The sequence below is a fragment of the Nostoc sp. ATCC 53789 genome, assembly GCF_009873495.1.
GTDB lineage: Bacteria > Cyanobacteriota > Cyanobacteriia > Cyanobacteriales > Nostocaceae > Nostoc > Nostoc muscorum_A.
In genome coordinates, this window is sequence record NZ_CP046703.1 from 849,069 (window position 1) to 862,878 (window position 13,810).

Sequence of the window (13,810 nt, forward strand, 5' to 3'; positions counted from 1 at the left end):
TTCCCCAATCCCCCCACTCATAACTCATAACTCAGCACTCAGCACTTAATAATATGTGGGACTACACCGATAAAGTATTAGAACTGTTTTACGATCCCAAGAATCAGGGAGAAATTGAAGAAACGGGCGAAGCTGGAGTTAAGGTTGCAACGGGCGAAATCGGCAGTATTGCTTGCGGCGATGCTCTGAGATTGCACCTGAAAGTGGAAGTGGAATCTGATAAGATTCTAGATGCTCGCTTTCAAACCTTTGGTTGTACTAGTGCGATCGCATCTTCTAGTGCATTAACCGAAATGGTCAAAGGTTTAACCTTAGACGAAGCCCTGAAAGTGTCCAATAAAGACATTGCAGATTACCTGGGTGGTTTACCAGAAGCAAAGATGCATTGCTCTGTCATGGGACAAGAAGCTCTAGAAGCCGCTATCTACAACTATCGTGGCATACCTCTAGCTACCCACGATGATGATGATGAAGGTGCATTAGTTTGCAGTTGCTTTGGCATCAGCGAGTCCAAAATTCGTCGCGTGATTCTAGAAAATCATCTCACGGATGCGGAACAAGTAACAAATTATGTGAAAGCTGGTGGCGGATGCGGTTCCTGTCTGGCGAACATTGATGATATTATTAGATCAGTTCAACAGGAATACGCCTCACCTGCTCTCAACAATTACGGCGTAAAAGTTGCCACAGAAATTGTTACATCTAAGGAACGAGCGCTAACAAACGTCCAAAAGATTGCTCTAATTCAAAAGGTTCTTGATGAAGAAGTCAGACCCGTACTCATTGCAGACGGGGGAGATGTAGAACTCTATGATGTAGAAGGCGATCGCGTTAAAGTTGTACTGCAAGGTGCTTGCGGTTCCTGTTCTAGTAGTACAGCAACTCTGAAAATTGCGATCGAAGCCAGATTACAAGATCGTGTCAGCAAGAGCCTTGTAGTCGAAGCAGTTTAGGAATTGCTGTAGGACTTAACGTATTCTACAAATACGCTCTAATATGCATTCAGCCAGGAACAGAAAGTAGGATTTGAACCATATAATTGTCTCCACATCAATGCTTCAATCCTACCTACAACCGATAGCTAAATTAGCTATGACGGCTAACAGCATATAGGCAAAAAGATTAAGCGCCTACTTGCAAATTTCATCATCCAACTCGCTTCAAAGGAACAGGATATGAGCACATTGTACGACAACATTGGTGGACAACCAGCTATTGAACAAGTAGTAGATGAACTCCACAAACGCATTGCCGCAGACAGCCTCCTCAATCCCATTTTTGCTGGTACAGACATGGCAAAGCAACGCAATCATCTAGTTGCTTTCTTATCTCAAATATTTGAGGGGCCAAAGCAATACGGCGGTCGTCCAATGGACAAAACCCACGCTGGAATGAACCTACAGCAACCACACTTCGATGCGATCGCCAAGCATCTCGGTGAAGCAATGGCTGTGCGTGGAGTGTCAGCAGAAAACACCAAAGCTGCACTAGATCGCGTCACAAATATGAAGGGCGCTATTTTGAACAAGTAATAGGACTTATGCATTGATTGTTGACAAATAACAACATCAAGTCCTATTGAATCTTGCAAGCTGAAACACATTATGACGTATTTGTAAATCGCGTAATTTTCTTTGTTCTTTGTCAAAACAAATGACAAAGGACAAAGGACAAAAAATCAAAAGAAAAAAATTTTAACGAGGAAGATCGATGAACTTACTGTCAATAATTTTGGCTGTGGAGCGATCGCCCCCAGCAGGCATTTATGCCAACGCTACCAACGATGCTCTACACGCGCTCACTACTGTCGCTCAACTGGCGTGAACGCAACTGACAAACGCACAGACCCACCAACCAACCAATTGCAGGGAAACACGAACAATGACAGACGAAAACATTAGACAGATAGCTTTCTACGGTAAGGGCGGTATCGGTAAATCTACCACCTCCCAAAACACCTTAGCAGCTATGGCAGAAATGGGTCAACGCATCCTCATCGTCGGTTGCGACCCTAAAGCTGACTCCACCCGTTTGATGCTGCACAGCAAGGCTCAAACAACCGTTCTTCACCTCGCCGCAGAACGTGGTGCAGTAGAAGACATCGAACTCGAAGAAGTAATGTTAACCGGTTTCCGTGACGTTCGTTGCGTAGAATCTGGTGGGCCAGAACCCGGTGTAGGTTGCGCCGGTCGTGGTATCATCACCGCCATCAACTTCTTAGAAGAAAACGGTGCTTACCAAAACCTAGACTTCGTATCTTACGACGTATTAGGTGACGTTGTGTGTGGTGGTTTCGCAATGCCTATCCGCGAAGGTAAGGCACAAGAAATCTACATCGTTACATCTGGTGAAATGATGGCGATGTATGCTGCTAACAACATTGCTCGTGGTGTTCTTAAGTATGCTCACACCGGTGGCGTGCGCTTGGGTGGTTTGATTTGTAACAGCCGTAACACAGACCGGGAAATCGAATTGATCGAAACCTTGGCAAAACGGTTGAACACCCAAATGATTCACTACGTACCTCGCGACAACATTGTTCAACACGCAGAATTGCGCCGGATGACTGTTAACGAGTACGCACCAGAAAGCAACCAAGCTAACGAATATCGGACATTGGCTCAGAAAATTATCGACAACAAAAATCTAGCTATTCCTACACCCATCGAAATGGAAGAACTAGAAGAATTGTTGATTGAATTCGGTATCCTCGAAAGCGACGAAAATACTGCAATGCTAGTTGGCAAAAGTGCTGCTGAAGCTCCTGTAGTCTAAGTCGCTGCTAAGAAATAACGCTTTAGCACAAGGAAAAAGGAAAAAGGAAGAATCTTACATTTGACCTTTTACCTTTTACCTTTCCCTCTAATCTCCCCCCTAATCTTAGAGGGGACTCCTAGTCCCCCTATGCCCCGATCCTTACGAGTCACAGAGGCTAAATATGACACCTCCAGAAAATCAAAACATCATCGAAGAAAGAAAAGAACTAATTAAAGAAGTTCTAGAGGCTTACCCCGATAAAGCTAAGAAAAAACGGGAAAAGCACTTAAGTGTATACGAAGAAGGTAAGTCCGACTGCGGCGTTAAGTCTAACATCAAATCCCTTCCTGGTGTAATGACCGCTCGTGGTTGTGCTTACGCCGGTTCTAAGGGTGTGGTTTGGGGTCCTATTAAGGACATGATTCACATCAGCCACGGGCCTGTAGGTTGCGGTTACTGGTCTTGGTCTGGTCGTCGTAACTACTATATCGGCACCACAGGTATTGATACCTTTGGTACCATGCACTTCACCTCTGACTTCCAAGAAAGAGATATCGTGTTTGGTGGTGACAAGAAACTTACCAAGCTCATCCAAGAACTTGATGTACTTTTCCCCCTCAACCGTGGTGTTTCCATTCAATCAGAATGCCCCATCGGTCTAATTGGGGATGACATCGAAGCTGTTGCTCGGAAGACAGCCAAAGAAATTGGCAAGCCAGTTGTACCTGTGCGTTGCGAAGGCTTCCGGGGTGTTTCCCAATCTTTGGGACACCACATTGCTAACGACATGGTTCGTGACTGGGTTTTCACCAGATCCGACCAAGCTAAGAAAGACGGTACACTCAAGTTTGAAGGTACTCCTTATGATGTAGCCATCATTGGTGACTACAACATCGGTGGAGATGCTTGGGCTAGCCGCATCCTGTTAGAAGAAATCGGCTTGCGCGTAGTCGCTCAGTGGTCAGGTGATGGCACAATCAACGAAATGTTGATGACCCCCAATGTGAAGATGAACCTCATCCACTGTTACCGGTCGATGAACTACATCAGCCGTCACATGGAAGAAGCTTATGGTATACCCTGGTTGGAATACAACTTCTTCGGCCCCACCAAGATTGCTGAATCTTTACGGGAAATCGCTTCCAAGTTTGACGAAACAATCCAAGCAAACGCTGAGAAAGTTATCGCCAAGTATCAGCCAACAATGGATGCGGTAGTTGCTAAGTACCGCCCCCGCTTGGATGGTAAGACCGTTGCCATCATGGTTGGTGGTCTACGTCCTCGCCACGTTGTCCCAGCTTTCCAAGATTTGGGCATGAAGATGATTGGTACAGGTTATGAGTTCGCTCATAATGACGACTACAAACGTACCACTCACTACATCGAAAACGGCACCATCGTTTATGACGACGTTACCGCTTACGAATTCGAAGAATTTATCAAAGCGCTGAAGCCTGACCTAGTTGCTTCTGGTGTGAAAGAGAAGTACGTCTTCCAAAAGATGGGTCTACCTTTCCGTCAAATGCACTCTTGGGATTACTCCGAACCTAGCGATCGCTCCTCAACATCATATTAATGCAAGGTTTTTTCGCGGCGGTAGAAAAAAGAGCCTATTTCTAGCCTAAATGCAAGTTGCAGGGTTATCTAGGAACAATCTGTTTTGATGCTTTAGATAGTATAACTCTTATGGAGTCTAGTTTCTAGATTTTTATTGCATTTTGCTCAAAGAAAAACTGTAAAATAAAAAACTATTTTTAATGATGATTTTTTAGATTAAATGGTCTTTTATTGGCGTTGCTGAGTAAAAATATGAATTTGCCTTATGCAAAGAGGCAAACGAGAGACGCAAAGGCACAGAAAATAGGAGTTTAGAATATTTAATTTTTAAATTGCATCTCTAAATTTAGCAGCATCTCTTATTTAAGGCTAGCTACATAGTTAAGTATTCTCAAATCAAACCTCTGCAAAAATTCCTCACCAGTATAAATAATAAATACAGGTTTATCTGAAGTTGCCATATTAACAAAAGCTAAACGATATATTGAAGGATACTTTTTGGCTTCCGTAACCTCATTAGCAGAAATAATAAACTGTTTTCCTTTACCAGAAATACCTTTGACCTCTACATGTAATTCAATCCCATTGTTTGCTTTACAGATAAGGTCATATCCTAAATTCTTTGATTCTACTGAAACAACTTTACAACCCTGCCCTTCATAGTAGTTTGTAATAACTTTAATAGCTGCCAATTCTACAACTTTATTGGAGTATGAATTACCAAAAACTGTGTCTGTCTCTATTGTTGAGTCTACGAATACTTTCTGGCTCAGTATTTCGCACTGATGTGATTGATTTTTTTGACGATGCTGTTCTGATAGCTCTATTAAAACTTTACAGAATGGATGCTCAGTAACTTCATGAAATCCAACTCTAAAGTTTTGACAATAACGGAGATAATCAAAGAAATCAGGTTTTGAATTCAGAAGTACTCCCTTCTGCTTATTTCTGTTTTCAAGTATCCAACCATCCCCATAGGCTACATATTGCCAGGGTGGGGGATACCCATCTTCAACATCTGTACAGATAAAACGTTCCCATAAAAGATATTTTCTTGGTTCAGAAACACCCACTATTAAAAAAATAGTGTTGCCAATAGTGTCTAAGACTTCATGTTTATTAGTTGATATACCAAAGCCATCTGGGAAACTCTGTATCTTCTCAAAATTGTGGTATTGAACCCAATAACGCATAATTGCCACCTAAACTAAATGTCAATAAAATCATTTCGATAGCTGCTCACGCAGAATTAATTACTTTTGATAATAACTAAACTACATTAGAACTCATAACAGTATAAACACACAGGAAATAATTAAATGGAGGGATGTGATCGCATTAAACCGTCCAATCCTCAATTAACAATTTGGGTATCTTGCTGAAATCCCGATGATTGCGTGTTAATAAAACTAATTTACGAGATAGTGCGATCGCCGAATAGCCCGTCATAGCCATCACAGCAAAAGAAGTAGACTGCTGTTGCGATCGCCCTCACTCGGCAATAAACTAGGCGATGTCTACGACGGGCTGCGCCTACGCATTAAACCATCCAATCCTCTATTAACAATCCGGGTACTTTGCCCAAATCCCGATGATTGCGTGTTAATAAAACTAATTTACGAGATAGTGCGATCGCCCCAGTTCGACAACACGCCACTGTATATTTATACTGGGTGAAGTTAAGCGATCGCCTCTAACTCAGGAATATGTTCAGTTTCGTAGTTTTCAATTAAAACACCGATAACTTCCATTAGAGACGCGACTGGATGCGTCTCATCTTCACCAACTTGATCGATGAGAAAATCAAGGATCTCAACCAAGCGTTCATATTCCTCCTGTGTGTGAGGAACAAAGACGTTTTCGGCAATGGATGACCAAGCAGTAATGGTTTGATCTAAGTTTAGGCTTTGCATTATTCCTTCCACTTTCCTTCATCATATTCTGAATGCGTTAACACAGCTCGAATGTAGACCTTTTGGCGATTGTAGTGAATTGCGGCAATGAGTCGAACTTTATTACCACCAATATTAAACACTGTCAATTTACCAACTTGATCTGCTGATGGAAACATTTCACGGAGTTCTACAAATGAGACAAACTCATTTCCCTTGACTAATTGATACCACTGAGTCAAGGCGTTATTTGTATCTGGATGAAGTTTAGCAAATTCATTCAGCCGTTTACGAGTAATAACATGCATCTGAAGACCCCTGATGTTTTAATAATTCTGTAATGCATATAATTCACCTCTCCGTGATAATCTTATATTTTAATCATTGCCTTTATTCAACAACACACTACTGCATATTTAGAGATTGTGTGTGAGATGGATAAGAAGTAGACCATTGTAGCGATATCTCCGACGGGCTACGCCTACGCCCTCACTCAACAATAAACTAGGCGATGTCTACGACGGGCTGCGCCTAAGCATTAAACCGTCCAATCCTCAATTAACAGTCCGGCTACTTTGCCCAAATCTCGATGATTGCGTGTTAATAAAACTAATTTACGAGATAGTGCGATCGCCTTTAAAGATTATGTGTGATATTCATAAGAAGTAGTCCCTTGGATCGATTTCCCCAACTTGACAACATAGCACTGCATATATGTAGATGATATGTGCAATGTACAGAATGATGCACAGAATCTAGATATCGCTCTGAGTGGCGATTGCGATCGTCCAATACTGAACCTGCATTATCAACCACCTTGATTGGCAACTCCCACGAACCCACGTTTTGTAATGCAACTTTGCAAAAATAGGAAGACCCGCTACTAACCTCATTCGAGATACAATATTGATGTATTGTATTTTTTAACCCTAGAAGGAAACTCATGGCAAAAATAAAAAACAATGCACAGCTAACTTTCAACGAAGTTGAACTTGAAGAACTCTCCGATGCAGAGATGAAATCGGTGATCGGAGGGGCATCGTTGGCTTCAGTGCCCCAGTTTAAAGTACCGCAGTTCCAAATGCCGCAGTTCCAACTTCCTCAATTTGAATTTCAACTGCCTCAATTTGAATTCCAACTGCCCGAGTTCCAAATACCGCAGATTCAACTGCCCGAGTTCCAAATGCCCGAATTTAATTAGTCTCACTTTGATTTCAGTAATTTGTCACAAACTCTCATACTTAGGGCTTAAATCTTACCTTCAATAACATCAAAACCATAAGGCTCGATAAACTTCAATCAACTTCTGTCACTTCCGGCGTTCTATACTTAGTATTGTTTTCAAAGCAATTGCTCCCAAGCTATGTAATTGACTAATTTTCGACAGAACTATCCCCAGAATCAAAATTGGTTTGGAGGAGAGCTATAGGCGATGTCTACAACGGGCTACGCCTACGCAACACCTATAGATAACGTTTGCCATATTCAATTATTAGCGAGAAGTTGTAGCTCAATACACTTGAGGGACAAAGAACTGCTCATTACGAGGAGCGCGGACATAATCCTCAGCCACAGGTCTAGAGGGAAGCTCTAAGGGAGGAGGTGTCATATCTTCGTAAGGAACTTTGCTCAACAAATGATGAATACAGTTAAGCCGCGCCCGTCTTTTATCATCTGCTTCAATCGTAAACCAGGGGGCTTCTGGAATATTCGTGTAAGCAAACATGGTATCTTTGGCTTTGGAATATTCTACCCAGCGATCGCGTGATTCCAAGTCCATTGGGCTAAGTTTCCAGCGCCTTGCTGGATCGTGACTGCGAGAGATAAAGCGTTCCTCTTGTTCATCATCGCTGACGGAGAACCAGTACTTGATTAAAACAATGCCCGATCGCACCAACATTCGTTCAAATTCCGGGCAAGATTGCATGAATTCTTGATATTCTGCTTCGGTGCAAAAACCCATCACCCGTTCAACTCCGGCTCGGTTGTACCAACTGCGATCGAACAGAACAATTTCGCCTGCTGTGGGAAGATGTTGCACATACCTCTGAAAATACCACTGAGTTTTCTCGCGATCAGAAGGAGTTCCCAGAGCAACTACACGACAGCCACGAGGATTGAGTGGATCGGCAATGCGTTTAATTACTCCTCCTTTGCCGGCAGCGTCGCGCCCTTCAAATATGACGACAACCCGATAGCCAGTGTGCTTAATCCAATATTGCATTTTGACTAGCTCAATCTGGAGTTGCTTTAGTTCAGTTTCAAAAGTCTTTTTGGGAATTTTTTTGGCAAAAACTTCAGTACTACCATCAAAAATCCGTTTGGATTTTTTAGATTTTTTCTTGTCTTTTGCCTTTACTAGGCTTTCTATTAAGTCTGTAGCGGGTTGAACTAGACCATTATTTTGCTGGTTTTCAACTTCATCAATTGACATCGCACTGACTCCATGCCATTGAATCGGCATAATTAAAGTTTATGTATAAAGTATATATTTTAACGCGGACTAAGTGTAAATATACACCTTTGGAAGTATGGCAATACCAAAGATGTAAAATTTTTATTTTTTAGTTTAATAGCAGAACACAGCAAGACCTATCGAAAAGCGATCGCGGACGAACCTTTTAGCTATTTATTTGTTGTAGTTGTTTGATTTTTTCTATCAACAGATGAACTTGAACAGGTTTGTTACGAAACCAGTCAGTTGACCAAATGCGGTGAATTTTCCAACCAAGCCTTTCAAGTACCTGTTGTCTGAGGCGATCGCGATCTCTGGCAGTAGGTGAACTATGGTAAGATGCACCATCACACTCAATCCCTAGTAAAAACTCACCAGGGCGATCGCCATTGACTACACCAAGGTCAATCCGGTATCCTGAGCATCCAACTTGGGTGCGGATAGTGTATCCCTGCTGGACTAAAGCATGGTAAACATCTTCTTCAAATGGCGAGTCAAAATCGAGCGTATCTGTGTAAGAGTTACCTTGTAGTCGTTCTCCACCACTGGCTGCATACTCCAGGTAATCATGCAGTAATTTTACACCTTTACTTTGAGCGCGTGTTTTGTCGATGTCACCAGCCACAATGGAAGAAACGAGTGTAATTTTACTTTTTGCTCGCGTGACAGCGACGTTGAGCCGTCGTTCTCCACCTTGCCGATTCAGGGGGCCAAAGTTGAGAGAAAGTTTACCTTGATCATCACGAGCATACCCAACGCTGAGTATGATTGCATCTCGCTCATCACCCTGAACGTTTTCTAATGCTTTGAGAAAAAACTGAGGTGAGTTATCAGTGCAAAATGTCTCTAAATCGGGATATTCTTTCCCTAAAATTTCAATTTGCTCCCGAATTGCGTCGGCTTGGGCTTCGCTAAAAGCAATAATACCAAGGGATTGTTCGGGAAATCGTTGAAAATGCTCTAACGCTAACTGAGCAACCACTTCAGCCTCGCGTCGATTATCTCTGCGTTTACCGCGATCGTAAACACCATCAGGAACATGCTTAAACCAAACTCCCAAATCTGGATTTTGAACTGGGTTTGGAAATGTAACTAATTGGTTGCGGTAAAAATGACAGTTGGAGAAAGCAATCAAACGCTCATCCTGACTGCGATAGTGCCATTTCAACAGGTGTGCAAACATAAATTTTGAACATTCATCCAAAACGCTTTCATAGCTTTCATCATCCTCATCATCGATATCTTCTTCACTATCTCCGGTTGAAAAGAATGAAGTGGGAGGAAGCTGTTTATTGTCCCCAATCACAATCACTTGATTTGAACGGATAATTGAAGGAACAACATCCTCAGTCCGAAGCTGAGATGCTTCATCAAAGATGAGAACATCAAAATGAACTACATTTGGATTGATATATTGACTAACAGAAAGTGGACTCATCATCCAGCAAGGCTTTAAGGCTTTGACGAGATTTGGTATTCCTTTTTGTGTATCATTGAGGAGTTTACGGATGGGCAAATGTCGGCTTTTTTTAGTCGCTTCTTTTTTCAAATTTGGTATCTCAGCTAGAGCAAGTGAAGTCTTTTCCCAGTTTTGCCAGCGTTGCACATGAAGCTGCTTTAGACGTTTTCTAGCAGTATCTAGTTGGGTAGAATCTAATTTAGAAAACTCTTTTATTTGTCGTTCGTGTACTTCCAAATTAAAGTTCTTTAATTCAGGCTTTCTGGCAAGAATAGCATCAAGACAGATTTGATAAATTCGCTGTTCTAAAACTGGAAACCATTGCTCTGTTGGGATTTGATTATCACGAAAAGTATCTAAAAACTTATTATTTCCCAGATTTTCGAGTTTCTGGTAAGTTTCTTTATAAGTCAGCCATTCTTGAAAATAAGACAATTCAGATTGAGCCAAGCTTAAGAAGCTTTCTAGCTCGACAAAAGTAATTTGATTACGAGTTAAATAATAATCTGTAATGTCACTTTCATGAAAGTGCGATAAAAGAAAATCTAATCCTTGCCTAATACTCTGATGGGCTGACTCATATTCCTCAACTAATTCAGCCATTCTGCGCCGTTTAGAAGGAGAATTTAGAATGCGCTGGACGGAATCAGCAGAAAGCGAAAACTTTTGTAAGCCAATTAACCAATTTAAAGCTTTTTCAATTTCTTTTAACTCTGCTTCACCACAAACTTCTGGATTAAACAAAGATCCCAAAACCTGACGAGGCTGGTAGTTAATATGACGTAGCTTATTTTGTACAGACTCAAGAGGATTAGGTTTATTGTCGCGCAAAGCATCTAAGAAATCTTGGACTCCTAAACTTTCTAGTTGCTCAAATATTTCTTTATATGTCAACGATTGGCGAAATTCTGGTAAGTCTAATTGAGCTAGATTTAAAAAAGTTGCCAGTTCAATAAATGAAATTTGATTATGAGGCAGATATTGCCCAATAATATCATTCTCATTAAAGTATGAGAATAAGAAATCCATACCCTCTTTAATATCTTCAGGAAGGGATTCAAGTTTATTAACTAATTGATTCAGTTCACGCCGTCCAGAGGGAGAATTTACAATCTGTTGGGCTGACTCAGCAGGAAGTGAATACTTTTGTAAGTCAGTCAACCAACTTAAAGACTGTTCAATTGCTTTTAATTCTTCTTCACTAGAAACTTCCGGGTTAAATAAAGATCCAAAAATCTGCCGGGCTGGGTAATTACTTTGATATAGCTTGTTTCGTGTGGCTTGTATTTGAACGGCTTGTGTCAAATCACGTTTTAATTCGTTGTGAGAAATCTGTCCCTCTTTAGTGCTTAGTTTCTTCAAAAGTTTGATATCGCGCCTATATTGGAGATTAAAAATTCTAATCAACCAAAAGCGACTATATTTTTGATATCTATTAGCTAAAGCAGGTAATTCTGAAGAGAATAATTCAGGATTATATTTTTGTTTTAAAATTGGCTCAGTTTCTTCTAGTAACTTAATATCCCCTTTCAACTTACTGAAGGCATCCTGAGCAGTTGAAATATCTAATTCATGCCAATTTTCGGGTAACTTATCTGGAACTTTCAGCATATGCTTAAGAGCAGGAAAGCAAGTTTCTACATTTTCCAAATTTAATAAGGGTTGAATCCTCATAATCATTTGAAGCTGTTGGCTAGCTGTCTGAATCAAAGAAATTGCTTGTTTCAATTTATTGATTTTATTCTTAATTTCTAGCTCTAGGGTCTCAGAGCAAGAGTTTAAAGTACTTTGTGCCCAAATGGTTGTTTTTTCTCCTCTTAAAAATGGGAGATATGAAGAAAGCCGACTCAACAAATTTTCGGCTTCTTGCGAAAGCTTATTTTTTTCAATCTCTTGAACGTCTGTTTGCAGAATAGTGAAAGCATTCTGAGCAATTGCAATATCTACTCCAGTCCAGTTTTCTGGCAGATTTAATGGAGCTTTTCGTATGTAGTCTATAGCTGGACAACATTTATCTAGAGACTCTAAATTCAATAAAGGTTGAACTTGGAGAGTCTCTTGCAATTCTTGATTAATCTTTTGGACTAAAAAAATAGCTTGCTGAAATTGCTCTATTTTCTCCGTAATTTCCAATTCCATCTCATAAGAATAAGAATTTAGAGAACTTTTTGCCCAAATAGTTGTTTTCTCTCCTTTAAAGAAAGGTAAAAATTGCGCCAATTGATTTAATAAATCTTTTGCTTCTTGTAATCTACTAGGATTCCATTGGCTAAAATTGGAAAATATAACATTAATATTGGGAATTGCTTCGCGCTCTTTTTTCAAAAGCTCACCAAATATCTCAAATGGTGATTTATCTAGAGGTTTTTCTTTAGTGTGTAAACTTGTCAGATATAATTTTAGCGATTGACGACTAGAAACAAGCCGCTCAAAGAATAGATGATTATTTTCTTCACCGTAAATTTGTTTAAGATATTCAATAGTTTTCGATAAATTATTTACAAGCTCCCGCTTATCTGTTGTACCACTGTGATGGAGATTAAGACATATATGGTCTAAACCACATTCAGCCATGCGCTTATAAACTACACTCAGCGCTGTTTCTTTTTCTGCAACTAATAAAACTGATTTGCCATCCCCAATCAGTTCTGCAATCATATTTACAATAGTTTGACTTTTACCTGTTCCTGGTGGCCCTTGAACAACAAAGCTAGAACCAGCTTTTGCTGCTTCAATTACGACTTGCTGGCTAGAGTCAGCATCAAGAATTTGAAATATTCGCTCAGGTTTAACTTGTGAATCTAGAGCAGATGCAGATAGGGGTTCTCTATAATTAGACTGATAAGTAGTTAAATCGCCACTAATAGCTTGCAAAATTGGGTGGTCAAAAATTAGAGCTTCATTTTCGATAATGTCCCGAACCATTGCAGCCTTTGCATAAGAAAATAGCGAGAGAAATACATTCTCTTTAATTTGCCATGTCTTTTGTGCTAACAGTTGACGAATCTGGGTAATTAATTCGCTATAAGTTTTTCCTTGTACTGCTTCTCCCTCTGGAAGCTCAATCCCAAAAGTTTGCTTTAACTTTTGTGTCAGGGTTGGATTTAATACAACATCTTCATCTAATAGAGATATCTTATAAACATCTCGTCTAGGTTCTTTAAGTAACTCTACAGGTACTAAAATTAGTGGTGACAACAGAGCATCATCTGGCTTATCTTTGTCATACCAAGTCAAGCTTCCAAACGCGAGAAATAGGCTGTTTACCCCTCTTTCTTCAAATGAGCGTCGCGCCTCAAGACGCAATTTATTTATTCGCTTTAGTTGCTCATCTCCTCTTTGACGAGTAATTAATTCGAGAGGATTTTTTTCTCCTGATAATGCTTTAGGTTTTTTCTCCTGATTAATATCTTGATGTTCGCTCTCAATCATTAGAAAACGAAGTGATTTTTTCTCTTCTGTTAACTTTGTAAAGATAAAATCTGGTTCTTCTGTCAGAATTTCTAAAGTTCGAGGACTATCTTGCCGAAACTTGATGAGAGGATTTCGTCGTCCTAAGTCAGCCAGCCCAGCTTTCCACTTTTCAATTTTTTGAGTAAGGTTTTGTTGAGAGTCTGAAGCTGACTGTCGCATACTCGCTTTTCTCGTAAATAGGCTTATTTTATTATACTGGCCTTTTCCTGCGTGAGT

10 protein-coding genes are annotated in these 13,810 nt (G+C 40.4%); 5 read left to right on the plus strand and 5 right to left on the minus strand.

The genetic code is table 11. The annotated features are described in order from the left end of the window. The first annotated feature begins 53 nt into the window (after positions 1–53). The 4 genes from nifU (at position 54) to nifD (ending at position 4,333) form a co-directional block, all read left to right on the plus strand. Positions 54–953 (plus strand): Fe-S cluster assembly protein NifU, encoded by a 900-nt coding sequence (gene nifU, locus GJB62_RS03305; protein ID WP_094349931.1) that lies wholly within the window; start codon positions 54–56, stop codon positions 951–953. Positions 954–1,175: 222 nt separating this feature from the next. After that, complete coding sequence (locus tag GJB62_RS03310) at positions 1,176–1,532, plus strand: group 1 truncated hemoglobin (RefSeq protein ID WP_114083680.1); 357 nt, start codon at positions 1,176–1,178, stop codon at positions 1,530–1,532. A gap of 349 nt (positions 1,533–1,881) precedes the next feature. Further along, positions 1,882–2,775 carry a nitrogenase iron protein gene (gene nifH / locus GJB62_RS03315; protein WP_114083679.1) on the plus strand — a complete coding sequence of 298 codons (894 nt, stop codon included), beginning with the start codon at positions 1,882–1,884 and terminating at the stop codon, positions 2,773–2,775. A gap of 163 nt (positions 2,776–2,938) precedes the next feature. Next, positions 2,939–4,333, plus strand: a complete 1,395-nt coding sequence (nifD, locus tag GJB62_RS03320; RefSeq protein WP_114083678.1) for a nitrogenase molybdenum-iron protein alpha chain — start codon at positions 2,939–2,941, stop codon at positions 4,331–4,333. A gap of 340 nt (positions 4,334–4,673) precedes the next feature. Here nifD and GJB62_RS03325 read toward each other — a convergent pair whose 3' ends face one another. The 3 genes from GJB62_RS03325 to GJB62_RS03335 all read right to left on the minus strand — a co-directional run bounded on the left by GJB62_RS03325 (position 4,674) and on the right by GJB62_RS03335 (position 6,514). Next, positions 4,674–5,507: a DUF3883 domain-containing protein gene (locus GJB62_RS03325; protein ID WP_159402444.1), complete on the minus strand. Its 834-nt coding sequence runs from the start codon at positions 5,505–5,507 to the stop codon at positions 4,674–4,676. A gap of 486 nt (positions 5,508–5,993) precedes the next feature. Further along, a complete protein-coding gene (locus GJB62_RS03330) occupies positions 5,994–6,227 on the minus strand; it encodes a hypothetical protein (RefSeq protein WP_114083677.1) in 234 nt (77 codons plus the stop codon). Continuing rightward, positions 6,227–6,514: a type II toxin-antitoxin system HigB family toxin gene (locus GJB62_RS03335; RefSeq protein WP_114083676.1), complete on the minus strand. Its 288-nt coding sequence runs from the start codon at positions 6,512–6,514 to the stop codon at positions 6,227–6,229. Before GJB62_RS03335 ends, GJB62_RS03330 begins: the two co-directional genes overlap by 1 nt. Positions 6,515–7,149: 635 nt before the next feature. On the opposite strand from GJB62_RS03335, the gene GJB62_RS03340 reads away from it, so the two are divergent. Further along, positions 7,150–7,407, plus strand: a complete 258-nt coding sequence (locus GJB62_RS03340; RefSeq protein WP_114083675.1) for a bacteriocin — start codon at positions 7,150–7,152, stop codon at positions 7,405–7,407. A 309-nt stretch (positions 7,408–7,716) separates the two neighbouring features. Here GJB62_RS03340 and ppk2 read toward each other — a convergent pair whose 3' ends face one another. Beyond that, positions 7,717–8,670, minus strand: a complete 954-nt coding sequence (gene ppk2, locus GJB62_RS03345) for a polyphosphate kinase 2 (protein ID WP_245246083.1) — start codon at positions 8,668–8,670, stop codon at positions 7,717–7,719. A 157-nt stretch (positions 8,671–8,827) separates the two neighbouring features. Further along, positions 8,828–13,753 (minus strand): DUF4011 domain-containing protein, encoded by a 4,926-nt coding sequence (locus tag GJB62_RS03350; protein ID WP_114083673.1) that lies wholly within the window; start codon positions 13,751–13,753, stop codon positions 8,828–8,830. Positions 13,754–13,810 lie beyond the last annotated feature (57 nt).

What these genes read in the sequence shown, in the direction of transcription:
- nifU (WP_094349931.1), top strand. Translation starts at nt 54, where the DNA reads ATGTGGGACTACACCGATAAAGTATTAGAACTGTTTTACGATCCCAAG.
- GJB62_RS03310 (WP_114083680.1), top strand. Translation starts at nt 1,176, where the DNA reads ATGAGCACATTGTACGACAACATTGGTGGACAACCAGCTATTGAACAA.
- nifH (WP_114083679.1), top strand. Translation starts at nt 1,882, where the DNA reads ATGACAGACGAAAACATTAGACAGATAGCTTTCTACGGTAAGGGCGGT.
- nifD (WP_114083678.1), top strand. Translation starts at nt 2,939, where the DNA reads ATGACACCTCCAGAAAATCAAAACATCATCGAAGAAAGAAAAGAACTA.
- GJB62_RS03325 (WP_159402444.1), bottom strand. Translation starts at nt 5,507, where the DNA reads ATGCGTTATTGGGTTCAATACCACAATTTTGAGAAGATACAGAGTTTC.
- GJB62_RS03330 (WP_114083677.1), bottom strand. Translation starts at nt 6,227, where the DNA reads ATGCAAAGCCTAAACTTAGATCAAACCATTACTGCTTGGTCATCCATT.
- GJB62_RS03335 (WP_114083676.1), bottom strand. Translation starts at nt 6,514, where the DNA reads ATGCATGTTATTACTCGTAAACGGCTGAATGAATTTGCTAAACTTCAT.
- GJB62_RS03340 (WP_114083675.1), top strand. Translation starts at nt 7,150, where the DNA reads ATGGCAAAAATAAAAAACAATGCACAGCTAACTTTCAACGAAGTTGAA.
- ppk2 (WP_245246083.1), bottom strand. Translation starts at nt 8,670, where the DNA reads ATGCCGATTCAATGGCATGGAGTCAGTGCGATGTCAATTGATGAAGTT.
- GJB62_RS03350 (WP_114083673.1), bottom strand. Translation starts at nt 13,753, where the DNA reads ATGCGACAGTCAGCTTCAGACTCTCAACAAAACCTTACTCAAAAAATT.